Source organism: Companilactobacillus sp. FL22-3 (assembly GCF_054881455.1).
The window spans coordinates 13,427-36,531 of sequence record NZ_JBTYYZ010000006.1; the positions used below are offsets into that span (position 1 = coordinate 13,427).

The window sequence follows — 23,105 nt, forward strand, 5'->3', positions numbered from 1 at the left end:
TATAAAAATTTCCTCCTAGATTGAGCAGCTTTCACACTCGTTACTGCCGATTTCATCGTTATTTTCTGTAAAGGTTCTGACGTAGTAAAGCGACTTGATTCCCTTGTAGTAAGCATAATTACGTAAAATACTGAGGTCACGAGTTGTTTGCTTAGTATCGTCTGCAGCTTTCCATTCGTATAGTCCGGCTGGAATTTCTGAACGCATAAAGAGTGTCAAACTCATACCTTGATCAATGTGTTCTTGAGCGGAGGCATAAGTGTCGATTACCTTACGCATGTCAGTATCATAAGCTGATTTATAATACTTGATTGTATCATTGCTTAGGAATGGAGCAGGGAAATACAATTTACCATTTTTCTTCTCCTGGCGTTCTTCAACCAAACGAGTGACTGGTTGTAAACTAGCACTGGTATTGTTGATATAAGAAATTGAACCAGTAGGCGCAACTGCCATGCGGTAGGCGTTATAAAGTCCGTCTTGCATAACGGCGTTCTTTAATTCTGCCCAGTCTTTTTCTTCAGGAATGAAGATATTACTAAAGAGTGCTTTGACTGAATCGAGTTTAGGAGCAAAGCTCTGTGCTAGATATTTATCGAAATAAGTACCATCAGCATATTTTGATTTTTCAAAGTTGGCAAATGTTTCATGACGTTCTTTAGCAATTTGGTTGCTTTCGACTAAAGTCCAATAATTCAAGAGCATGAAGTAGACATTGATAAATTCAATCGCTTCAGGTGAGCCGTATTCAAGATGATGGCAAGCTAAAAAGGTATGTAATCCCATAGCGCCTAAGCCGATAGAATGACTCATTTTATTACCGTTAGCAACTGGGGGAACGGCAACGATGTTGGAAGCGTCACTGACAAAAGTCAAGGCACGTGTCATTGAACGGATCGACTTACCAAAGTCAGGACTTTGCATCATATTGAGAATATTAGTTGAACCAAGGTTACAACTGACATCTGTTCCTAATTTAACGTACTCTTGGGCATCGTTTAATTCTGAAGGAACTTGAACTTGTTGAATTTCAGTACACAAGTTACTCATAATGATCTTGCCATCGATTGGGTTATCACGGTTGACGGTATCAATGTTAAGTACGTAAGGATAGCCAGATTCTTGTTGTAACTTACTGATTTCGTCTTCTAATTCACGGGCTTCAATCTTATATTTTTTAATACGATCATCTTTGACCAGATTGTCATATTCTTTCGTAATGTCAATATAGGAGAAAGGAACGCCATAGACTTTTTCAACGGAATAAGGGCTGAATAAATACATGTCTTCGTTGTTACGAACTAATTCGTAATATTTATCTGGCACAATAACGCCTAGTGATAGTGTCTTTACACGGACTTTTTCGTCGGCATTTTCTTTTTTAGCAGATAGAAATTCAATAATATCAGGATGGAAAACATTCAAATAGACCGCACCAGCACCTTGTCGTTGACCGAGCTGATTACTGTAACTGAAACTATCTTCGAGTAGTTTCATAACGGGCAAGACCCCAGAAGATGAGTTGTCAACTCCTTTGATAGGTGAGCCAGATTCACGAAGGTTAGATAGAGTGATACCCACTCCACCACCGATACGGGAAAGTTGTAACGCACTGTTGATTGTACGACCAATACTATTCATATCGTCAGTAACTTGTAGTAAGAAACAAGAGACATATTCGCCACGACGTTTTCGACCAGCGTTTAAGAAAGATGGTGTAGCGGGTTGATAACGTTGGGCAATCATTTCAGTGGCTAAACTTTGAGCTAATTCTTGATCACCATTGGCGTATAAAAGTGCATTGAAAAGAATTCTCATCTCATAATTTTCAAGATAGAAGTTACCATCATTAGTCTTTAGAGCATATTGATTGTAGAACTTGTAAGCTGCCATAAATGATTGAAATTCAAAATGTTGATCCAATAGGTCTTGATATAGTTTTTCAATAAAGTCGATTGAATATTCTGAGATAACTTCTTTTTCAATAAAATCATTCTTGATCAAATAATTAAGATGATCTGAGAAGCTGTCAAATTGCATGGTATTGGGTTTGACGTTCTCTTCAAAAAAAGCTTTGACGGCCTCTTTATCCTTATTCAAAGGAATTTTTCCATCCACGGGGATGTTGATTTCATTGTTCAATTTGAAATAATTGAGCTTAGTTGCATCTAAATTATTTAATCCCAATTTCGTTCACTACTTTCTTAAATTTTTCGACATCTTTTTGAGTACCATTAAATTCAAATTGGAAGACAACTGGCACATTTAGACCAGCGGCAATGTCTTTCGCCGTATGATTGTAAAGTGTATTAAAGTTACGATTGCCACCCCCGGCAACCCCAACACAATTTTTGGCATTATCTTCATATTGAAGAAAGTCGATGACAGGGTCCATCATATCGTCGTCATAAGCTGGCACGATTAGAATAAATGGCCGACCCATCTGATAGAATGGATCGGCATCGTTTATTTCATATCCATCGATTCCAAGCTTATTAACAAAACGCTTTGTTTGACCGGTAATTGAATAATAAGCTATCTCTTTCATTTTATCCCACAAGCTCCTTTAGACTGTCTGGACGAAAGCCCACGATAGGGTCCATATTTGAGTTCATTACAACAGGAACGCTTTGGAAACCTTGTTGTTTGAGAGCATCAAGATATTGTGGTTCTTGATTGATATTTCTTTCTTCAAAAGGCACATTGTGTTCTTTTAAAAATCTTTTAGTCATTTTGCATTGCATGCAGTTATTCTTGCTATATACGATTACGTTGTTCATGTTATTACTTCCTCTCACTTGTTCTTCATCAGTATAATCATTTGATTCTCTAAACACAATATATTGTACCTGATATAACGAACGGCACACGATATAGCGTGGTTATGCTATCATTACAAAAACTCGCCAAACACATGTACCCACACATTTTCTATCGTTTCGCAGTTCATTTTCAAATAATTTTTCGATTCGTGGTAAAATTAGCGTAATGACTATTATAGAGTTATGTAGAATTTAAAACAATTACTTTAGTTGGGAGAAAACTATGAATTCTTGGAATTTTGTAGGGATTATTGCATGGATTATTGTTGTTGCACTGCTGATCTTTGTAGTATTTAATATTAGAAATCGACATTTAAAAATTTTAGTAGTCCAAAAAGGTAAAATAACCTGGGCAACTATTTTAACGGACTTAATAGAGTTTTTAGTCGTTATTTTGGCTGTAAGTGGTTTGTTGTATACAAGCTTGTTTACTAAAGTTGACTTAACGAATGAAAAAGAAGTTGCTGTAACTTATAATTACGATCCGCTAATCGTGCAGACGACTAATGATGGTCAAGGATATTACGTAAAAATAGATAAGAAAGAATCTAATAACGCTACCGATGTTTATCAATATTGGGTAAATGATTCGACATATAATGTTTCGAGTCAAAATGCGGCTATTTCAGATGCGACCTTACCATTCACGGTTTCCGGTCTAAAATTAGATTGGCCAATGAATAAGATCAAGAAGATGGATTCTAAATATCAAGATGCCTATGTAATTACGGTTCAGGCTAAGTATAAGAGTAATTTCATTAATGGCTTAGGATTGAGAGCAGGCCGTTATGCAATGGATTATCGTGTTTTAAGAGTCCCAGCGCGGTCATTTATTAATGTGGTTAAGTAATGATTATTAGAAAGTCATGGAGTCGGAGAATTCGTCGTTGAATTTTCTGGCTTTTTTAATCCTAACAACAAAAAAAAGACAGGACCAATGGCCCTGCCTGAAAAATTATTACTATTTAGCTTTTTTGATTTTTTTGATACTAACAACGATCTTATTGTTTAGTTCCATCTTATTAGAATTATCTTTAGGATCGTTTTTAACAATTTCCATCAAAGCTGAATGTTCGTAGATCTTTTCAACTTTGCCTTGGAAAGGGTAATCCATATCTTCATCAACGGAGCAATCGTAAACTGTACCAACTTTTAAGTCTTCTATTTTCATAGCAAATTCTCCTCGGATTAATTACTTAACAGACTAGTATAATAATATAGTAGAAGAAATATTTCAAATATGGGAGTCCAAGAATGGATAAAAAGATCATCGTCATTACTGGCGCAAGTGGAACCGGAAAAACGACAATTAGTAAATATTTACAAGATACCTATCATATACCGAGTGTCATAACTCACACTACTAGATTACCACGTCTAGGAGAAAAAGACGGAGTCGACTACCATTTTGAGACTAAAGAAAGTTTTTTGAAGAATCATTATCTGGAAAAAGTCGAATATAGTGGTAATTGGTATGGTTCCTCAGAAGAGAGTTTGGAAAAAATGTGGCAGCAATATGATGTTGTCAGTATTGTGGTGGATACCAAAGGAGCTATTTCTTATAAAGAAAGGTATGGAAAAAGGGCAATCGTTATTTTTCTAGAAGTTGATCTAGCGACAGTCACTAAACGATTAGAGGTGCGTGGGGATGATATGCACCGTTTGCAGTCCCGAATTTCGAGCGACGAATTCCAACGAGACTTGCAAATTCCAGCCGAATTGAGAGATAAAAGTTATGAAATTACCAATAATGACTTAAAAACAACACAAGAAAGCGTTAACAAAATACTATATAACGAAAAAATCAATTAATTCTAATTTCACAAAAAGGTCCTAATCACTTCTATGTAAGCGATTAGGACCTTATTTTATTGTGAATAATAAAGTGTAACATTCTTATACAATTGTTGTAACAATTCTGCAATATTCAGAGAGTATTATAGTCATCGTTGAGTGATAAGAAATTAATAATTAAGAAAATTTAAACAATAAAAAAAAACAAACCATTACGGGGGATTTCAATTTTGAATACTAACGTTAAAAAGAGTCTTATTTCATTTACAGCTGCTGCAGCATTGGCAGTTACAGGTTTAGGTCTATCAAATGCTTCTACAACAAAAGCTGCTTCACAAATTTTAGATAATGCACCATCAGTTGTACGTACAAATACAACATCAATGCTTTACACAACACCATCTGCACAAGGCAAGTCTGCTGGACGTGCATTGGCTGCTAACTCATCATGGAGAGTTGGCCAAGCTGTTAAAGATGATCAAGGTAACACATGGTACCAAGTTGCTACAAACGAATGGGTTAACGCCAGCGATGTTACAGATGCAAGTACCGTTACACAAGCAGCTGCTTCAGATACATCATCAGCTGAAAACGTTGTTAACACAGCTAAGAAGTATTTAGGTACACCTTATGTATGGGGTGGTAAGACACCTTCAGGATTTGACTGCTCAGGTTTCACATCATACGTATACCAAGAAGCAACTGGTAAGAGCATCGGTGGTTACACAGTAGCTCAAGAAAGTGCTGGTACACAAGAAGCTGTTTCTCAAGCATCAGCCGGAGATCTATTGTTCTGGGGTAGCAAAGGTTCAACTTACCACGTAGGTATCTACTTAGGTAACAACCAATACATCTCTGCACCACAACCAGGCGAATCAGTTAAGATTTCAACAATCTCAGGTTACTTCATGCCTTCATTCGCTGTTAAAGTTCTATAATTCACATTCAAAATTAAAATCATTCGCAAATACAGAGGACTGTCGAAAGACAGTTCTTTTTTTTGGGCTCTTTGTCAAATCGTATTGATGAATAGTTTTTGTATGAAAGGCATCCTCTCGTAGGATGCCTTTTTTATGCACAAATAAGTCTTATTCTCTTAAGAAAATGGTCAAGATTTTTAAAACCATAACTGATATGTTTGAGCTTTTTTATCTTTCCGATGGTCCCTTCAAGGGGACCATTGGAGTAAGACATTGTACAACTATTTCTCACGTAATTTAAATTCTTACGTAACGTTGAAATAGACGTATCCATAGCGGTGTTGTTCTTTTTATACCCGTAAATAGTTTCTTCGAGTAGTGATATGTCGTGTTCATGTATTGCTTTCTGAACACCTTGATAAACATCATAGGTATTTTTAAAAATCGGTAAGCTATCAATGGCTATATCGATAACGTTTTGTGTTGTAGTATATTCATTGATACCAAAGATATACTTTACTTTCTTGTCGTCTACATCTGCCTCAGGCAGATGGTAGAGACGCCAATTGGATTTAAGAACTTTGTATAGGCGTGAGTGTTTATCATTTATCTTTTTCAGATAATTAATTCTAACCTGATCTAAGGCCCTGCTACACAGCTGAACTATATGAAACCTATCAACTATTATTTGAGCATTAGGAAAGATTCTATGAACGACTGACTGATAATTGGCATTCAGATCAATAGAAACGGTCTTTACTGCTTGTCGTTCCGACAAGCTATAGTTATTTATAAAGTGTTCAGTTACTGTTTTAGACAATCGGTCATGAATAAGTTCAATTAGATGATGCGTTTGCGCATCAATAGCTATAAAAGTGAATATACCGTTAACTGAGCGGAATTCATCAAAGCACAGGTTCTCAGGGAGAACGTTACATCTATTTGGTAATTTAATATTGCCATATAAGATTCTACTTACTGTATTTACTGATACTCCGATAATCTTAGCCATAGATGTTAATGTAAAAGATTCTCTTGCCATAGCGAATATCCTATTTTGAACTTGTTTGGTCATAGTGTGATTTTTGATTAATAGATCGCTGTGGGCACCGCAGGTGCTGCCACAGTTCTTACAAATATAACGCTGTTTATTGAGTACTAAATGATATTCAATACCGTTAAAACTGGCCAATCTGGCATTAGTTTTTCTTTTTCCATTTTTAACTAATGAGTTTAAACCACATTGTGGACATCGATACAGTTTATAAGTTAAATCGGCACTTACGACTTTTATATGTTTTATAACGCCACGATTTTTAATCATAGCGTCTTTAACTGAAACATTACTCATGTTATTGTCTTTTATATCAAGTGCACATAGTATAGAATTGTCTTGGGACATTATTGTTTTCTCCATGTTTGATTAGGTTTCGTCGCTTAAATCTTAACATGAGAACAGTGATGTTCTTTTTTTATTTTCTAGAGACAAAAAAAACTGGCATTGATTATTCATCAATACCAGAAAGTATAGAACCTTTTTTTGTGGCTAGATGGAGGGAAGGGGATTGGTTCACTGCCGTCATCCGCTCCAGTTCTGGGGGATATGGAACGTGGTGGGTCGACTTGGAGCCAAGAAAACCGCTTGTCTTCAAGCTCGACCTTTTACTAAATTGGCAAAAACCGCCAATTAAGTAAAATTTCACCACTGATATCCCCCAGAACTTCCGCTCCTGACTAGGTCTACTGCATATTTTATTTTTTAGTGATATATATAGAAATCCTACATTCTTGATTGTGCTTGGTAGGAGTGGAAGCTGAAAACCTAGGTACTTAAAGGCAAAAGATAAAGGACAAGACAAAAAATGTATTGAATTGACTTATGTTTATATCAATTCAATACATTATTTAATTTCAATTGAAATCATCAGTTCTTTTTGCTTTTAGGATTTTAAGTTCTTGACCTTAATCTTTAGCCTTTGAACTTGCCTTAGCTCTTGAACCTGTTCACTTGAGGGATATCCAAATATGTTTTAACATTCTAGGCTGTAGTGAGAGCTCTGAGGGGTCTCAGCCATGAAATTGTTCTTAGTGGGCGAAGCACACTTAGAACAAGGCTCGACTTTGAAACAATTGTGCACTTCAATTGGTTCAAAGCGATGCCCATGGCGTTCCAGACCCCTCAGAGCCGAACGAAAGCCGGCAGTGAACTCACACCACAACTAAAAAAGTCAAAAATTCTTCACATATTGTTATAAATTAATTCGTATTTTAAAGCTATTATTTAACCATAGTCAAAAGCAAAGAGGTGACAGGATGACGAGATAGATCTCTTAATATGATGAGATAACCCTTTTAACAATGATTATTGAAAACAATGAATAGTAATAAACCCTTTAAAACATATATACAATAAAAAATTAATCCCCTTAAAAAATATAACTTAAACTTTGAATATCTCCCCCCTAAAGATACGAAGTTAAATTAAAGATAACTATTCCCCGTAGTTTATCTAAAAAGAAAGAAGTTGATATTTATCCTACTTTTAAATATCATGGCAGCCTGCTTATTAGCAGGCTTTTTTTATCGAGTTTTTGTGTCAACTTTTGTAAAATATTAAACGTACAAAAATTTGCTTCTGAAAGGTCAATAATGGAGAAATTAATTGCTTCAGCTTTAGATACGTCGAAGATTACAGTCGCTAGTCCGTCAGAACAAACGAGACAACTTTGTTTAGAATTGAATATTCCTACAATTCCTCTGGAGCAAGTTAAGAAGTTTGACTTGGCCTTTGATGGTTGTGATAGCTTAGATCATCAATTGAATGTATTGAAGAGTAACGGCGGGATTCACACTACTGAGCGTCTTTATGCTAATTTAGCTCAGAGATATATCATTATGGCCCCAATTAGTCGCTATACTGAAAAATTAAACTCAGATATTCCTTTAACTTTAGAAGTCCTTGAGTTAGCTATTCCTCAGATTTTAAGCAGTGTCAAAAATTTGGGTGGAACAGCAAGTGTGCGTCAATCTCAAGATATGGCTGGAATGGTGCGGACGCAAAATGGCAATGGCTTGATTGATTGTTATTTCTCTGATTGGGAAAAAATCACCTCGATCAATGAACGATTACTGGGTATGACGGGGGTAGTGGGTACGTCGTATTTCAAAGATGTTGTAACTGATGCTCTTTTAGCTGATGGTGAGACAATCAAACATTTAACAAAATAAAAAAATGGAGCTAAATTGTTACTGATTTGATTCAGTAACCGTTTAGTTCCATTTTTAATTTGGATCTTGATCGTGTTGTTGATGCCATTGCCGAATCGCTGCTAAGCGCTGTTTGAAAAACTTTTCTTTTCCTTGGTCAGTAGGTAAGTAGTACTGACTCTGGCTGAGTTCTTCGGGGATGGTTTTCATATTGGTCAATTTATCTTTATAATCATGAGCCAATTGATAATCTTTACCATAGCCGAGATTTTTCATCAATTTGGTTGGCGCATTGCGAATTTGTAAAGGTACGGGTAAGTTACCATACTTTTTGATGTCTTTTTCAGCCCGTAAGGTAGCTTTATAAACGGCATTAGATTTGGGAGCTACGGATAGGTAGATGACAGTTTCAACTAAGTGAACGTTACATTCAGGCATTCCCAAAAATTGGCAAGCTTGGAAGGTATTGATGGCGACATTGAGAGCGTTAGTATCAGCTAAACCGATATCTTCACTGGCAAAACGGACTAATCTTCGGGCAATGTAGAGTGGATCTTCACCGCCATCAAGCATCCGCATCGTCCAATAGATAGCTGAGTCTGTATCGCTGTTACGCATGGATTTATGAAGGGCAGAAATAATATTGTAGTGCTCTTCGCCAGTCTTATCGTATCTGAGTGACTTAGTGTTGAGTAATTGTCTAACGTCGTCTCCTGAAACTTGCACAGTATTTTGTACCGTTTTAGAGTTGATCACGGCCATTTCTAAAGTGTTCAAAGCTATCCGCGCATCACCGTTAGCATAAGCAGCAATCAACTCTAAGGTATCGGAGTCGATATTTACAGTTAGTTTGGGAAAAGCCTTAGGATTCTTTAAAGTGTTTTGTAGAAGTTGCGTGAGATCTTTAGTGGTCAAGGACTTGAGAACAAAGACCTTACATCTGGATAATAAAGCGGCATTGATCTCAAAGGAAGGATTCTCAGTGGTGGCGCCAATTAGCGTGATACTACCTTTTTCAATGAAAGGAAGAAAAGCATCTTGTTGAGCTTTGTTGAACCGATGGATCTCGTCGATAAAGACAATCGTTTTTTGCCCCATTTCTCGATTCATTTCCGCTTCTTTCATGACTTTCTTGATGTCATTGATACCGCTAGTAACGGCACTAAAAGTTATAAAATTGGCTTGAGTTTTGTTGGCAATTATTTCCGCTAAAGTAGTTTTACCAACCCCAGGAGGTCCCCAAAAAATAAGTGAAGGGATTTTATCCTGGTCAATGATATCACGAAGGACCTTTTTATCACCAATCAGATGTTGTTGACCGACAAAATCCTCTAGTGTCGTCGGACGGACCCGATTGGCTAGAGGAGTATTGTCGTCATTATTTTGATTTGAAAAAAGAGATTCTTGTTGCATATTTAACCTTCTTTAACTTTAACAGCTTGTTGAATCTTCTTTTCATTATAACCTAAGAGGATTAAGAACATAATTACGTACAAGCCTAGTGGAATTAACGCGTAATTTAAGTTGATGGCGGAAATAGTAGTGGCAGTCTGCGACTTGTCGGCTACATAACCTGACATTTGTAAGGATTCGGCAGTGACCAAACCTCCGAGTCCCAGACCTAAATTAACTCCAAAGTCATCAGTTGAAGCCAAAATACCTTCAGCTTGAATACCCATTGCGGTACCATAACGGATCGTATCTGCAATCATGATCGAAACTAGACCGATGATGAAGCCACCACCGATACAGTTGATAAAGATTCCTGTGAAGAGAATTGGCAAATTTTTAGTATAAGTGGCTATAGTGATAATTATTTGTCCGACAAAAGCCATGACGATCCCTAGTAGCATCGTATTCTTTTTACCTAATTTAGCAGAAACAAAGTAAATAGCAACGACTCCAATCAAAGCAGTTAGAGTAAAGCTATTTGCTAATGAAACTAGGTTTTCATTATGAATGATGTACTTGAAATAGTAAATCGTGGTTTGATTCTTGATGGCGGTCGTTAACCAATACAAGAAAATAACAATGGAAATAACGATCCAAGGTTTATTTTGACGTAACATTTTGCCAACTTCAGAAAATGGTTGGTGATTGATTTCTTTATTCGTATAACGTTCACGTACGTGGAAGAATGTATTCAAAATTAGAATTAATGAAATTATTCCAAAGAGAATAATTGTTCCTAAGAAACCTTTCTGTTGATCGCCTTTGCCAAAGAAGTTCACTAAAGGAATAGTGAAGACGGCAACGATAATTTGTACTGAACTACCAAAGAATTGACGAATCACACCAAGAAGAGTTGTTTCTTGCTCATTGTTAGTCATAGTTGGCAGAATCGAAGTGATTGGCAGGTTTACAGACGTATAGAAGAAGCCTAGGCCAAGATAGGTTACATAGGCCCAGATTAATTTCCCAGAATGTGGTAGGAAGTTAGGGGTGACAAAAGTTAAGACAGCGAAGATAACGTAAGGAAATGAATACCATAGAAAGAACGGACTACTTTTGCCCCATTTAGAATGGGTATTATCGATCATCATACCAATAATGAAGCTTTCAAAAACATCAGCAGTTCTAGCCACGACGAATAGAATTGCTACTTCACTGGCACTTAATCCGTAAACATCTGTATAAAAGAATAGAAGATAGGTAGTCATCATTTGGAAAACTAAATTATCCGCTGCATCGCTTAGTCCGTAACTGATTCGCTCAGTTAGAGAGGTTTTCCATCTATCCATTAAAAGCCCCTATTTTTGAGCAGTCAAACGACGATAGAGCTCACGGCCGACGATATCGTTAGTCCACATCCAGGCGATATGACCGAGAGCTTCAGAAATATGTTCTTCAGTAGGTTGATCTTTTGGTGAAGGAACGGTCTTCATCATTGGCATGATTCCAATGTGGAAGGCAACCCAAACGGCCAATCCAAAAATTGCTCCAGAACCCTTGCGAATAAATGGTGAGTATTCCGATAATACTTCATAAATTATGGCAAAAGAAGTTGAGAAGCCAAAATGCATTAGAAAACTTGCCCAAGACATTTGATGTCCTGAATAAGTATAAGTTCCTCTTGTAATCTTTGTTGGAATTCCCATTTGTTCCATCAAAGTTTGAGGAGGATTTACAACATTACGTTCTGGGGTTCTAGGAGGTAAAACATTTTCCCATCCCAATTTTACAAATCCTGAAAAGATACCAGCGGCTGTACCAGCAATAACAGCTGCCTTTAAGTTGACCCTTTGTTCTTTAGTTAATTTCATCATTACAACACCTCTTTAACAAATATTCATCTAAAGTATAATCCAGAAGAATTATTTAATCAGGTAATTAGTCTCCGAGGTCACAGATTCTTCATAGATTGTTATTAATTAATTCGTACTTTAGAAACTGTATATTCATAATTTCCCGTTATTATTTAAGCATAGTCAAATAACAAAAGAACAAAGAGGTGACCGAATGACTGAACAATCGATTTCCAAATTGTATTACATGAATTAATAGAAATACCCTAAAAAATTAAATTAATCCCCTTAATAATAAAAAAATTATATCCTCCCCTAATAGATATAAGAAATTACTTGAAAGAAGTGACCGGATGAAATTGAAGCCCCCCGTATAACATTATTTTCTTAGATAACTCACTTTACACATGAATAGAAATAAACCCCTATATAAAAATACTCTATTTTTTAAAAGTTTAATCCCCTTATAAACACATAGATAAAACTTTAATATCTCCCCCCTAAAGATATAAAGTTAATTTCCTAAATACAATTAGATATTTATCCCCCTAAATAAATATCTTTAAGAAGAAGCCTACCCCGCAGTAGGCTTTTTTGCTGGCAAAAATAAACTATCGATTTTTCTTCACATTTAATTACTATTTCTTTCGTACTTTCCTAATCGTATATTCATATTTACCCGCTATTATATAAGCATAGTCAAGAAACGAAGAGGTGACTCAATTGACTATAGAAGTATTATCCAAACAATGATAAATAAACTTTAAAAACTATAAATTTTTCAAACCTATCTCCTCCCTGAGATATACAAACAAACTCAAATAAGAAAGAAGTAAAATAATATGAAAAAGACAAATACAAAAAGAGTTGGCCAAACGGCCAACTCTTTTCTTTTGATAAAATAATATTTTTTTGATTTTAGTTCTTGAATTTAGCTGCTTCTTCATCATTACAGTAGAGGAAGTGTCCTGGTAAGACTTCTTGAAGTCTTTGGTCATCCTTGAAAGGAGACTTGTGATCAAAGTCAATTCTAGTCCGCTTCTTTTCTACCTCAGGATCAGGAACGGGAATAGCTGACAATAAGCTTTGTGTGTAAGCATGCAAGGGATGATTGTAAATTTCATCAGAAGCGGCTAACTCAACGATCTTACCACGATACATAACAGCGATCCGGTCACTGATGTATTTAACCATTGAAAGGTCATGGGCGATAAAGAGATAAGTTAAACCTTGCTTCTTTTGAATATCTTGCATCAAGTTAACAACTTGAGCTTGAATCGAAACATCCAAAGCAGAGATAGGTTCATCAGCAATAATAAACTGTGGATCAACGGCTAAGGCTCTGGCAATACCGATACGTTGACGTTGACCACCAGAAAATTCATAAGGGTAACGAGTCATATGTTCAGGGTTTAAGTTAACCATGTCGAGTAACTCACGCACTCTTTGGTCACGTTCTTCTTCATTCTTGACAAGACCGTGGACGTCAAGGCCTTCAGCAATGATATCCTTAACTTTCATTCTTGGATTCAATGAAGCGTAGGGATCTTGAAAGATCATCTGCATTTCACGGCGGAATTCCTTCATCTTAGGACCGTGAGCCTTGATCTTACTGATGTCTTGACCATTGAAGTAGATATGACCATCAGTAGGATTGTAGAGACGAATGATACTGCGGCCGGTAGTACTTTTACCGGAACCAGATTCACCAACTAATCCAAAAGTTTCACCTTTGTAGATATCGAAGGAAACGTCATCGACAGCTTTAACTTCGTTAGGTTTACCAATGTTGAAATATTGTTTTAGGTTTTTTACGGATACGATAACTTCGCGTTCATCAGCCATTATTGACATTGCCTCCTAACTTTGTAAATTTTTCATAACGTTTGAGGATACCTGCTGGTGGCGTTACTTTCGGTGCATTTGGATGTAACAGCCAAGTAGCAGCGTAGTGATTCTTGGAAACTTTGAAGAAAGGTGGTTGTTCTTCTTCATCGATTTCCATAGCATAAGCATTTCTTGGTGCAAAAGCATCACCCTTTGGTGGGTCCAACAAGTTTGGTGGTGTACCAGGAATGGAGTTCAAGCGAGCTGATTCGTTAGTGTCCAAAGTAGGCATTGAATCAAGCAAGCCCCAAGTATAAGGATGTTGCGGATTGTAGAAGATATCATCGACTGATCCGTATTCAACGAAACGACCGGCATACATAACGGCTACCCGATCAGCAATACCTGCTACGACACCTAAATCATGGGTGATAAAGATAATTGATGTACCGATTTTTTGTTGCAATTCTTTTAATAGATCAATGATTTGAGCTTGAACAGTAACGTCCAAAGCAGTTGTTGGTTCGTCGGCGATCAGAATTTCTGGATAATCGACGATAGCAATTGCGATAACGATACGTTGACGTTGTCCACCAGAGAATTGGTGAGGGTAGTCATTCATTCTGGCTTTAGGATTAGGAATACCTACTAAACGAAGCACTTCTTCAGCTCTTTGTAGGGCATCCTTTTTGGAAACATTGTTGTGAATCAATAGAGGTTCAGCAACTTGTTTTCCAATAGTCATTGTGGGATCAAGCGAAGTCATTGGATCTTGGAAGATCATGGAGATTTTGTTTCCACGGATCTTGTCCATTTCCTTATCGCTCTTTTGTAAGAGGTCGTCACCATGATAAAGGACTTCACCTTTAGAGATAGTGGCGTTTGAAGCTAATAATTGTAAGATTGAACGTACTGTGATGGACTTACCAGAACCAGATTCACCAACAATAGCTAAGGTTTCACCGGCATTTAAATGGAAGTTAACACCACGGATAGCATGGACGGTACCATTATAGGTATCAAAGTCGACATGTAAATCTTTTACTTCTAGAATTTTATCCATTTCGATTTCTCCTTAGTTAATGATCAGATGATTGTGGGTCAAAGGCATCACGTAGACCATCACCAAGTAGGTTAGTGGCAATCATGATAATACTCAAGATGATAGCCGGAGCCCACATTTGATATGGTAGGAATCTGAAGGCTTTTTGACCATCTGATAAAAGTGTACCTAATGATGCGTTTGGTGCTGGAATACCAATACCAATGAAACTTAAGAAAGCTTCGAAGAAAATGGCATTCGGAATTGTAAACATTGTTTGAATAATAATGGTTGAAGATAGGTTAGGAATCAAATGTTTAGTAGCAATCTTCATGGATGGTTCACCCAAGGTTCTAGCGGCTAAAATATATTCCTGTTCTTTTAACTGGAAGGTCTGCGCACGGACCAGACGAGCCATGGTAACCCAACCAGTAATAGCAATCGCGATAACAATTGATGTTAGACCTGGTTTTAGAACGATCATCATCAAAATAACAACGATCAAGTTAGGGATTGAAGAAACGATTTCAACGATACGTTGCATGAATGTATCAGTTCTGCCGCCTTTCCAACCAGAAACGATACCATAAGGTACCCCGATCAGAAGGTCAACTAAAGTAGCTAAGACGGCAACGATCAATGAAAGTCTTGTACCATAAATGATTCTTGAAAGTAGGTCACGGCCAAGGTAGTCGGTTCCTAAAATAAAGGAAGTTCCTTTTGGGGCACCGGCTTGTTTATAAGCATCGACCATATGACCACCCATGTTTTGGTAACCGTTAAAACCAGGGATATTCAAATTACCTAGTTTAGGAGGGAGATTAGATAGAGTAACTTGTTGAGCATTAGGATCATGTGGAGCAATTACAGGGGCAAAGACAGAGATTAAAACGATGATTGAAAGTAGTGTCAAACAAACGACCGCAACTTTGTTCTTAAATAAACGGCGACGAACATCTTGCATGTAAGTTAATGAAGGCGTGCTGATCTTTTCTTGTTCAGCATTATTTTCATCATGAACTAATCTAAATTTTTCCTTCGGAATTTGAGGAGTTTGTTCCATTATTCTTTACCTCCGTTTCCTAGTCTAATTCTTGGATCAATCAATCCATAAAGGATATCGACGATCAAGTAAACTATGATTAATAAGAATGAATAGAAGATTGTAAGACCCATGATTGTAGGGTAGTCATTTGTTGTAATGGACTTAACGAATTGTTCACCGATACCAGGGATAGAGAAGATATTCTCAACAACCATGGAACCAGTCATAACAGAAACGGCCATTGGACCAATGATAGTAACAACCGGGATCAATGAGTTACGAAGCGCATGTTTTGAAACAACTTTCCAATTTGAATTACCTTTGGATTTGGCTAATTCAATATAGTCACTACTCATAACATCGACCATTTCGGTTCTCATAAACCGGGCGACAGTACCTAATGGTAAAGCGGTCAGAGCCAATGTTGGTAGGATACTTGATTGGAAGTTATCCCAAAGAGCAACTGGGTAGATCTTCCATTTGTAGGCTAGATAGAACTGTAGTAAAACAGCTAAAACGAAAGATGGAATTGAAAGTCCTAAAATTGAAATAAATGTTGCTAAGGTATCAGCCCAAGTATTTTTCTTGATAGCTGCAACAGCTCCAAGCAAAATACCAAGGATAGTACCTAAGATCATAGCTTGAGCACCAATTTGCATTGATGGAGCAAGTCTTTGACCGATTAATGCAGTAACAGGTTCATTGTTGAATTGGAATGAAGTCCCCAAGTTACCATGTAATAAACCGACCATATAACGGACGTATTGAACACCGACTGATTGATCCAATCCATATTGTGCTTTAATGATCTTCAATTGATCTGGTGACATACGGTTCTGATTAGAGAACGGAGTACCAGGAAGCATCTTCATTAAGAAGAATGTGATCGAAGCAATTATGAAAAGGGTCAAAAATAAGTAAAGTATTCTTTTGAGAATATATTTAGTCATTATTTAATCTCCCTCACCTATGATTATTTTTTGTAAACAGTAACTAAGTTATAACTACCATTTGGAGTAATACGGTAATTATGGATATTTGATCTTGTTAAGTTAGCTTGATATGACTGATACAAAGGAATAGCTCCTTGGTCGTCAGTTAAGATCTTCGTTGCTTGTAGGAGATCTTGCCATCTGGCATCTTCATCAGTAGCATCAGTTGTCTTTGATTTATCGATCAAAGCGTCGTAATCCTTGTTAGAGTACTTACCATTGTTTTGTGGATTAGATGTTGTGAAGATATCCAAGAAGGTAACAGGGTCTGGATAATCAGCATTCCAACCAGTAACAACGATATCGAATTGACCTGATGAAGATTTATCAAGACGTGACTTAAATGGAACGTTTGATAGGGTGATCTTTAAGCCAGGAAGGTTCTTTTCAAGTTGACCTTGGATAAACTCATTTTGTTTCTTGGCATTATCAGTATCATCACCTAATATGGTAAAACTGAGATTCTTTTGACCAGTTTCTTTAATACCTTCTTCCCAGAGCTTCTTAGCTTCGGTTGGATTGTATTCAGTGTACTTATTTGAAGATTGTAAAATCTTTTCTTTCGTAAAGTCGGTCTTAGTCGTTGGGTTGAAGGACATACCAACAGGTACTAAAGTATGTTCAATACCACCAGTTTTACCAAGAACGTTGTTAGTCAACTGTTCACGATCGATAGCCATAGAAATTGCTTGTCTGATTTTGGCATTTTGGAAGAACTTGTATTTCTTTTGGTTAAGTTCGAGGTAGAAATTACCAGTTTGCTTATCCAATGAGAAAGTCTTGTAGTTTGAAACTTGACGAGCTGTGTCGCCACCAAGTTTTTCAAGACGGTTGATTCTATTAGTATCATAAAGGTTAAGTCCAGTATTGGCATCCTTTACGACATAGTACTTAACTTTCTTTAATTTAACAGCCTTGGCATTCCAGTAAGAATTATTCTTAACTTCAGTCCAAATGTTATTAGAGACAGTCCAGTTAACAAGTTTGAAAGGTCCATTGAAGACCATTCCAGCACTCTTTAAACCATATTGCTTGCCAGCCTTTTGTACTGCTGGTTTATATTGAGGATAAAATGTTGAACTAGCCATCAATGTGTTGAAGTAAGGGATGGCATCTTCCAAAGTAACTTCAAGTGTGTAATCATCCAAAGCTTTGATACCCAAAGTATTTACAGGCTTCTTACCAGCATTGATTGCGTCAGCGTTTTTGATACCAGTATAGATATAAGCGTATTGTGAAGCTGTTTTAGGATCAACAGTTCTACGCCAGGCATAAACGAAATCATTAGCTGTAACGGGCTTACCATTTGACCATTTAGTATGTCTTAAATGGAAAGTATAAGTTTTACCATTGTTTGTTGGCTTAACGACTTCTTTAGCTATAGCAGGTTCTAGTTTTTTACCATCATAGCGGTAAAGACCTTCCATAGTATTTGTTAAATTTTGAGCACCGATAACATCAGTGTTCATTGATGAATCCATTGTTGCGATAACATCACTGGAACTGATAGATAAAGTATCTTTACTATCCTTTTCAGTACTGGAACCACACCCACTTAAAACTAAAACAAATAGAAATAGCGGTAACAATGCCAGTAAATACTTCTTCTTGAATTTCATCAGTTAACCTCCCTAAAATAATTATTCTTAGAATACACTAATGAATATTAAAAGTGAATACCCTTAATTAAAAAAATTCTAATGTTTAACAAATAATAATACATTCCGTAATAAAATGCAAAAAAAAAACGAAAGCTGACGTAATAAAGTCAACTTTCGTTTCATTTTTAAATTTAGCCAAGATATTGGTTTTAGGGGTTTTTAACCTCAAAGATAGGTACTGAATTAATTATGTTCCAATTTTGTTTGAATATAATTATTAAATTTTTCTAATTCTACAGGACTTAAATTAGCAGTGATCAAGGAACCTTCATTCGTAAACTCTTTTTTGACAACTTGTGAGTTTTTGAGAATTTGTTCGGCAACTTTCTGGTCGCTGTACGGTACTAGTAGTTGCGTCATTTTATAGTGGTTGAAAACTTTTAACTTGATCAAATCTACCAATTTTTCGATTGATTCTTTATCGATGGCTGAATAATAAATATTATCGCCTTCGATAACTGGAAATTGTTGTCCCGGCTTTAGATCGGCTTTGTTGAAAGCATAAATCATCGGCTTATCAACAACTCCAACTTCCTTTAAAGTCTTTTCAGTAACTTCGATCATGTTACGCCAATGTTCATCAGAAACGTCGATAACTTGAATCAAGACGTCGGCATTTTGGGCTTCTTGCAAGGTAGTCTTAAATGATTCGACTAAGTTGTGAGGCAATTTACTGACGAAACCAACTGTATCTGATAGTAAGAAACTAGTGTTGTCGGCTAGATCGATTCTGCGAACACTCGTATCAAGCGTGGCGAAGAGCATGTTTTTTTCAAAAACTTTACGATCGTCAGAATCTTCTTTATTAAAGTTCAAGATACCGTTCATTGTCGTTGATTTACCAGCATTGGTATAACCGACTAATGAAACTAGCGGTAGAGAAGTGTTCGTCCGACGTCGACTTTGAACATCAATTGTTTTATCGACCGTTTTAAGCTCGTTACGTAATGCAGTAATCCGTTTTCTAATAACTCGACGATCCAATTCCAGTTTTGATTCACCAGCACCACGGTTAGCTAAGCCACCCGATGCTGACTGTTGATCCAGTGGATTACCAGAGGGGTGAATTCTTGGTAGCTGATATTGTAATTTAGCGATTTCAACTTGTAATTTAGCTTGTTTAGTTTGGGCCCGATTAGAGAAGACCTGTAGGATCAATTCAGTTCGATCCATGAAACTCAATTTAGTTTCTTTTTCCAAGTTTCTGATTTGTGAAGGTGTCAATTCGTCATTTAAAACGATAATTTGAACATCGTCCGCATTGGCAATTTCTTTGATTTCAGTAACCTTACCAGAACCAAAGTAAGTTGCACCACTGACACTGTTGGCATTTTGGATGACTGTATCAGCCACCTCCATATTGTTAGCCTCAACTAGAGCAGCTAATTCTTGCATCGTGTATTCGAAGTCAGGCTGTAGATGGCTAACTCCAGCGATGATAACACGTGTTTTTTCATAAGTTAATTTTGAATCTGTCATATATCCTCCTGGTGGCACTCATTACCCCGGGGATAAAAAATGCCTATTTATTATTTGTATGCAATGATATTAATCTTTAAGCGCATGATACGAATACCATCCTTTCGATAAACTGTATAAATAATACCATGGAAGCATATTAAACACCATATAATAGGTAGAAAACGATTTCTTAGATTTTTTAGGAACTAAAAATTTCAATTCAGGATATTTTTAAAATAAAACTAACGAACGAAAACACAAGCGTTAATGGAGTTGATCGATCAAACGGCTCAAGATGAGGCGGTGAAAAATGATTCAAATATTTTTGGAAGAATTTATCGTAGCGGTGTTTGGTCTTCTTCTTTTTTAGGCTTAGGTTTACGGAAAAGGCTGAGTAAAAAGAAGACAATCGCTGCGATGATAAAAATGGCATCGATCAAAATCCAAGTTGATTTGGTTGAATGCATGATAAATATAATACCAACGACTAGCATAGCTACGCCATACCAGAAATTGATTGTCTTGTAGAAAAGTTTATTCATAATTATATTAATCTCCAGAATTGTTAAAATGTATACGCATTATTATACACCTTTGGAGTATTTCAAAAATGTTGCCCGCAAGCGTATCTATTATTTTAAAAATCAGTTATATTAATATACGGGTGAGTAGACAAATGGAATATTCTAAACAAAAATTATTGCTTTCTATATTGATCAAATTCGATGAATCATTTAGCGACCAAGTCAATGAATCATCAATTAATCAAGAAATAGGGCAATTCATCAAGCTATCTGTCCAAGAACTCTCGGAAAAACAATATCGTGGTTCATTGTTCGATCAGAAGATCGACTGGATTATTGGAAAAATCAATCAAGCTAGAGCAACCGACAAATTATTTTTTAATGATTATACTGGTTGCTTGTGGGATCAGATCTTACAAATAAAACAAAGAACGACCAGTTTTGAAACAGCTTATTCTTTGATAGATATCCTTGGCAAAAAAGATGCTTCTCTGAAATTATAAGAGAAGCATCTTTTTTTGATTTTTTTAAGCGTTATAACGATACATTTAAAGTGCCACTTGAATGATATTCTTAAATTCCTTAGATTTGTCGCTGATTTTTGAAAGTGGCGACTTATATTTTATTTTAAAAAACAATCAAAATTGATTGCTTTTTTTATTTATCTGTTTTACTGTATTAGTGTACTAGAACAGTGAGAAGGTGAAATGATGGAGTATATAGATAACATACCGATTTACCTCCAAATCAAGGATATCTTGTATCGCAAGATTATTAGCAATGAGTATGAATTGGGGTCCCAACTGCCTTCAGTGAGACAGTTGGCAGTGCAGTTTTCTGCCAATTCTAATACCGTTCAAAAATCGCTTAAGGAGATGACTGACGAATCAGTGATCATTCCCCAAAGAGGTAAGGGTAACTTCGTGACTGAGGACGTGACAATCGTGCAAAAATTGAAAGAAAATATCGTAAATGAAATGTTTGATGCAACTTATGACAAATTGCATTCATTAAATATGAATGATAAAGAAATCATGAATAGTTTCAGTAACTATGTAAAACAACGGGAGGATGGTCATGAGTAAGATTCTAGAAATTAGCGAATTGAAATACAAAAAGAATAATAAGTTAATTTTGAATAATGTAAATCTTAACTTGGATAACGGAAAAATCGTTGGTTTACTTGGGGCTAATGGAGCGGGTAAAACAACACTTATGCGTTTGATAGCTGGAGTAAACGCAAAGACGGCGGGTAAAATCGTGGTTTCAGGAATCGAGAGTAAAGCCGCTATCAAGTCCTGTGTCAGCATGACTTATTCTTTAGACAGTTTCACTAAATCTAGAGGAGCTTTAAATAGTGAGAATAGCATCAAAGTTAAAAACATCGTGAAGTTTTATTTGGATGTCTACCCAGATTTCTTTTTAGAGAAGTATCAAGCGATGGCTAAGTATTTGGGAATCGATAGTGATACTAAGGTCGCTAGGATGTCGACTGGTAGTCGTGAAAAATTAGTCATTGCTTTGACTTTGGCTCGACAAGTACCGTTATATCTATTGGATGAACCTTTGAATGGAATCGATATTATGACTCGGAAGAAGATCATCAAAAGTATTATTCAATGGAAACCTGACGATTCAACGATTATTATCAGTTCACATTACGTGAATGAAATTGCTAGTTTGCTGGATGAAGTAGTTATTATCAAAGACCAAACGATCTATGAAGTCAGTTTGGTTGAGGATATTCAAACTAAGTATCATTTAGGAATCGAAGATTACTACGAAAAAGTTTACGAAGGGAGTCTTCACGATGAGTAGTTTAGGCCGAATCAGTAAAGGATTATTCAAAGATAGATTCACTTTTGTGACGAAGCTTTTCGGGATTCAAATCTTGATTCTAGTAGCTACTCAATTGTGGTCACACTTTTCTACAAGGATGGGAACGACTAGTTTTACCGGAAATATTGTAATGTTTACTGTGGTGATGGTTGCTATAACGGCAGTAATGAATGAAAAAATAATTACTAATGATAAATACCGCTTGATTCCCGTTAGCGATGGCGTCCTTTATGGTAGTAGCTTATTGACAGCTTTTGTGTCGTTATTATATTTCACACTTGGTGAGATCGTTATTTACTTAATGGCTTATTGGATTTTTCCTAATCACTACGACCAAATGATGATCAATGACTTTAATTCAATTCAACAGTATTTCTTCAAATTCGAAGTATTGATAGCTTTTATTCTCGGCATTATTGTCGTTTGGACTGGCGTAACGGCGTTACATTTATTAATCAATTGGGTCAATGATTTCTTGCCGTTCAGAAGTCAAACCATCAGTAAAGTTATCGTGGCAATCGTTATCGTGTGGGCGTTTATGATACCGTTCAATTTCATTACCGGAAATGTGCTTCGCCTTATGGGGATCAATGATATGAACAGCAGCTTCGCGGCGGTCAGTCACGTGATGTATTCCGGTATGGGCATGATGGTAATCTGGATCGTCATTTTCAGTGCCATCAATCTTTATTTATTAAATAAAAAATCTGAAACAACTATTTAAGA

At 36.4% G+C, this 23,105-nt stretch carries 23 protein-coding genes; 8 read left to right on the forward strand and 15 right to left on the reverse strand.

What is annotated here, in order from left to right:
* Positions 1-15: 15 nt before the first annotated feature.
* From nrdE to nrdH, 3 genes are read right to left on the reverse strand one after another with little or no spacing between them, the layout of a single operon-like run.
* Positions 16-2,187, reverse strand: coding sequence for a class 1b ribonucleoside-diphosphate reductase subunit alpha (gene nrdE / locus ACYT32_RS06530; RefSeq protein WP_395265417.1), 2,172 nt, complete (start codon positions 2,185-2,187; stop codon positions 16-18).
* Positions 2,174-2,548: a class Ib ribonucleoside-diphosphate reductase assembly flavoprotein NrdI gene (gene nrdI, locus ACYT32_RS06535; RefSeq protein ID WP_395265416.1), complete on the reverse strand. Its 375-nt coding sequence runs from the start codon at positions 2,546-2,548 to the stop codon at positions 2,174-2,176. Before nrdI ends, nrdE begins: the two co-directional genes overlap by 14 nt.
* 1 nt (position 2,549) lies before the next feature.
* Positions 2,550-2,780, reverse strand: a complete 231-nt coding sequence (gene nrdH / locus ACYT32_RS06540) for a glutaredoxin-like protein NrdH (RefSeq protein WP_395265414.1) — start codon at positions 2,778-2,780, stop codon at positions 2,550-2,552.
* 265 nt (positions 2,781-3,045) lie between these two features.
* Between nrdH and ACYT32_RS06545 the strand changes: the two genes are divergently transcribed.
* Positions 3,046-3,672 carry an LVIS_2131 family protein gene (locus tag ACYT32_RS06545; protein WP_395265412.1) on the forward strand — a complete coding sequence of 209 codons (627 nt, stop codon included), beginning with the start codon at positions 3,046-3,048 and terminating at the stop codon, positions 3,670-3,672.
* A 111-nt stretch (positions 3,673-3,783) separates the two neighbouring features.
* Here the strand turns inward: ACYT32_RS06545 and ACYT32_RS06550 are convergent, their stop codons facing one another.
* Positions 3,784-3,993, reverse strand: a complete 210-nt coding sequence (locus ACYT32_RS06550; RefSeq protein ID WP_102195489.1) for a DUF2187 domain-containing protein — start codon at positions 3,991-3,993, stop codon at positions 3,784-3,786.
* A gap of 83 nt (positions 3,994-4,076) precedes the next feature.
* Between ACYT32_RS06550 and ACYT32_RS06555 the strand changes: the two genes are divergently transcribed.
* Both ACYT32_RS06555 and ACYT32_RS06560 read left to right on the forward strand, forming a co-directional pair.
* A complete protein-coding gene (locus tag ACYT32_RS06555; protein WP_395265410.1) occupies positions 4,077-4,634 on the forward strand; it encodes a guanylate kinase in 558 nt (185 codons plus the stop codon).
* 212 nt (positions 4,635-4,846) lie between these two features.
* On the forward strand, positions 4,847-5,554 hold the full coding sequence (locus ACYT32_RS06560) for a C40 family peptidase (RefSeq protein WP_395265409.1): 708 nt from the start codon (positions 4,847-4,849) through the stop codon (positions 5,552-5,554).
* A gap of 133 nt (positions 5,555-5,687) precedes the next feature.
* Here ACYT32_RS06560 and ACYT32_RS06565 read toward each other — a convergent pair whose 3' ends face one another.
* Entirely contained in the window at positions 5,688-6,938 is a 1,251-nt protein-coding gene (locus ACYT32_RS06565; RefSeq protein WP_395265408.1) for an ISL3 family transposase, read from the reverse strand.
* Between the two features lie 1,247 nt (positions 6,939-8,185).
* On the opposite strand from ACYT32_RS06565, the gene ACYT32_RS06570 reads away from it, so the two are divergent.
* Entirely contained in the window at positions 8,186-8,764 is a 579-nt protein-coding gene (locus ACYT32_RS06570) for a ribose-5-phosphate isomerase A (protein ID WP_395265407.1), read from the forward strand.
* Between the two features lie 54 nt (positions 8,765-8,818).
* Here the strand turns inward: ACYT32_RS06570 and ACYT32_RS06575 are convergent, their stop codons facing one another.
* From ACYT32_RS06575 to ACYT32_RS06620, 10 genes are all read right to left on the reverse strand, one after another.
* A complete protein-coding gene (locus ACYT32_RS06575; protein ID WP_395265406.1) occupies positions 8,819-10,156 on the reverse strand; it encodes a replication-associated recombination protein A in 1,338 nt (445 codons plus the stop codon).
* Positions 10,157-10,158: 2 nt separating this feature from the next.
* On the reverse strand, positions 10,159-11,484 hold the full coding sequence (locus ACYT32_RS06580) for an MFS transporter (protein ID WP_395265405.1): 1,326 nt from the start codon (positions 11,482-11,484) through the stop codon (positions 10,159-10,161).
* 9 nt (positions 11,485-11,493) lie between these two features.
* On the reverse strand, positions 11,494-12,006 hold the full coding sequence (locus tag ACYT32_RS06585) for a YagU family protein (protein WP_395265433.1): 513 nt from the start codon (positions 12,004-12,006) through the stop codon (positions 11,494-11,496).
* Between the two features lie 900 nt (positions 12,007-12,906).
* Entirely contained in the window at positions 12,907-13,833 is a 927-nt protein-coding gene (locus tag ACYT32_RS06590; protein WP_395265404.1) for an ABC transporter ATP-binding protein, read from the reverse strand.
* Positions 13,826-14,878, reverse strand: a complete 1,053-nt coding sequence (locus ACYT32_RS06595) for an ABC transporter ATP-binding protein (protein WP_395265403.1) — start codon at positions 14,876-14,878, stop codon at positions 13,826-13,828. Before ACYT32_RS06595 ends, ACYT32_RS06590 begins: the two co-directional genes overlap by 8 nt.
* Positions 14,879-14,894: 16 nt before the next feature.
* Positions 14,895-15,920 carry an ABC transporter permease gene (locus ACYT32_RS06600; protein ID WP_395265402.1) on the reverse strand — a complete coding sequence of 342 codons (1,026 nt, stop codon included), beginning with the start codon at positions 15,918-15,920 and terminating at the stop codon, positions 14,895-14,897.
* Positions 15,920-16,852: an oligopeptide ABC transporter permease gene (gene opp3b, locus ACYT32_RS06605; protein WP_395265401.1), complete on the reverse strand. Its 933-nt coding sequence runs from the start codon at positions 16,850-16,852 to the stop codon at positions 15,920-15,922. The genes ACYT32_RS06600 and opp3b overlap by 1 nt, the downstream gene beginning before the upstream one ends.
* A 23-nt stretch (positions 16,853-16,875) precedes the next feature.
* Positions 16,876-18,513 (reverse strand): peptide ABC transporter substrate-binding protein, encoded by a 1,638-nt coding sequence (locus tag ACYT32_RS06610; RefSeq protein ID WP_395265400.1) that lies wholly within the window; start codon positions 18,511-18,513, stop codon positions 16,876-16,878.
* Positions 18,514-18,738: 225 nt separating this feature from the next.
* The gene (hflX, locus tag ACYT32_RS06615; protein WP_395265399.1) at positions 18,739-20,034 is read right to left on the reverse strand and encodes a GTPase HflX; all 1,296 of its coding nucleotides are present in this window, start codon (positions 20,032-20,034) and stop codon (positions 18,739-18,741) included.
* A gap of 317 nt (positions 20,035-20,351) precedes the next feature.
* Positions 20,352-20,558 carry a hypothetical protein gene (locus ACYT32_RS06620; protein WP_395265398.1) on the reverse strand — a complete coding sequence of 69 codons (207 nt, stop codon included), beginning with the start codon at positions 20,556-20,558 and terminating at the stop codon, positions 20,352-20,354.
* Between the two features lie 134 nt (positions 20,559-20,692).
* Between ACYT32_RS06620 and ACYT32_RS06625 the strand changes: the two genes are divergently transcribed.
* From ACYT32_RS06625 to ACYT32_RS06640, 4 genes are all read left to right on the forward strand, one after another.
* On the forward strand, positions 20,693-21,043 hold the full coding sequence (locus tag ACYT32_RS06625; protein WP_395265397.1) for a hypothetical protein: 351 nt from the start codon (positions 20,693-20,695) through the stop codon (positions 21,041-21,043).
* A 207-nt stretch (positions 21,044-21,250) separates the two neighbouring features.
* Positions 21,251-21,625: a GntR family transcriptional regulator gene (locus tag ACYT32_RS06630; protein WP_461793380.1), complete on the forward strand. Its 375-nt coding sequence runs from the start codon at positions 21,251-21,253 to the stop codon at positions 21,623-21,625.
* The gene (locus tag ACYT32_RS06635; RefSeq protein ID WP_395265394.1) at positions 21,618-22,358 is read left to right on the forward strand and encodes an ATP-binding cassette domain-containing protein; all 741 of its coding nucleotides are present in this window, start codon (positions 21,618-21,620) and stop codon (positions 22,356-22,358) included. The genes ACYT32_RS06630 and ACYT32_RS06635 overlap by 8 nt, the downstream gene beginning before the upstream one ends.
* Positions 22,351-23,103, forward strand: a complete 753-nt coding sequence (locus tag ACYT32_RS06640) for a hypothetical protein (RefSeq protein WP_395265393.1) — start codon at positions 22,351-22,353, stop codon at positions 23,101-23,103. Before ACYT32_RS06635 ends, ACYT32_RS06640 begins: the two co-directional genes overlap by 8 nt.
* The last annotated feature ends 2 nt before the right edge of the window (positions 23,104-23,105 follow it).

Coding starts and splice junctions, on each gene's coding strand:
- nrdI (WP_395265416.1), bottom strand. CDS start 2,548: ATGAAAGAGATAGCTTATTATTCAATTACCGGTCAAACAAAGCGTTTT.
- nrdH (WP_395265414.1), bottom strand. CDS start 2,780: ATGAACAACGTAATCGTATATAGCAAGAATAACTGCATGCAATGCAAA.
- ACYT32_RS06545 (WP_395265412.1), top strand. CDS start 3,046: ATGAATTCTTGGAATTTTGTAGGGATTATTGCATGGATTATTGTTGTT.
- ACYT32_RS06550 (WP_102195489.1), bottom strand. CDS start 3,993: ATGAAAATAGAAGACTTAAAAGTTGGTACAGTTTACGATTGCTCCGTT.
- ACYT32_RS06555 (WP_395265410.1), top strand. CDS start 4,077: ATGGATAAAAAGATCATCGTCATTACTGGCGCAAGTGGAACCGGAAAA.
- ACYT32_RS06565 (WP_395265408.1), bottom strand. CDS start 6,938: ATGTCCCAAGACAATTCTATACTATGTGCACTTGATATAAAAGACAAT.
- ACYT32_RS06570 (WP_395265407.1), top strand. CDS start 8,186: ATGGAGAAATTAATTGCTTCAGCTTTAGATACGTCGAAGATTACAGTC.
- ACYT32_RS06575 (WP_395265406.1), bottom strand. CDS start 10,156: ATGCAACAAGAATCTCTTTTTTCAAATCAAAATAATGACGACAATACT.
- ACYT32_RS06580 (WP_395265405.1), bottom strand. CDS start 11,484: ATGGATAGATGGAAAACCTCTCTAACTGAGCGAATCAGTTACGGACTA.
- ACYT32_RS06585 (WP_395265433.1), bottom strand. CDS start 12,006: ATGAAATTAACTAAAGAACAAAGGGTCAACTTAAAGGCAGCTGTTATT.
- ACYT32_RS06590 (WP_395265404.1), bottom strand. CDS start 13,833: ATGGCTGATGAACGCGAAGTTATCGTATCCGTAAAAAACCTAAAACAA.
- ACYT32_RS06595 (WP_395265403.1), bottom strand. CDS start 14,878: ATGGATAAAATTCTAGAAGTAAAAGATTTACATGTCGACTTTGATACC.
- ACYT32_RS06600 (WP_395265402.1), bottom strand. CDS start 15,920: ATGGAACAAACTCCTCAAATTCCGAAGGAAAAATTTAGATTAGTTCAT.
- opp3b (WP_395265401.1), bottom strand. CDS start 16,852: ATGACTAAATATATTCTCAAAAGAATACTTTACTTATTTTTGACCCTT.
- ACYT32_RS06610 (WP_395265400.1), bottom strand. CDS start 18,513: ATGAAATTCAAGAAGAAGTATTTACTGGCATTGTTACCGCTATTTCTA.
- hflX (WP_395265399.1), bottom strand. CDS start 20,034: ATGACAGATTCAAAATTAACTTATGAAAAAACACGTGTTATCATCGCT.
- ACYT32_RS06620 (WP_395265398.1), bottom strand. CDS start 20,558: ATGAATAAACTTTTCTACAAGACAATCAATTTCTGGTATGGCGTAGCT.
- ACYT32_RS06625 (WP_395265397.1), top strand. CDS start 20,693: ATGGAATATTCTAAACAAAAATTATTGCTTTCTATATTGATCAAATTC.
- ACYT32_RS06630 (WP_461793380.1), top strand. CDS start 21,251: ATGGAGTATATAGATAACATACCGATTTACCTCCAAATCAAGGATATC.
- ACYT32_RS06635 (WP_395265394.1), top strand. CDS start 21,618: ATGAGTAAGATTCTAGAAATTAGCGAATTGAAATACAAAAAGAATAAT.
- ACYT32_RS06640 (WP_395265393.1), top strand. CDS start 22,351: ATGAGTAGTTTAGGCCGAATCAGTAAAGGATTATTCAAAGATAGATTC.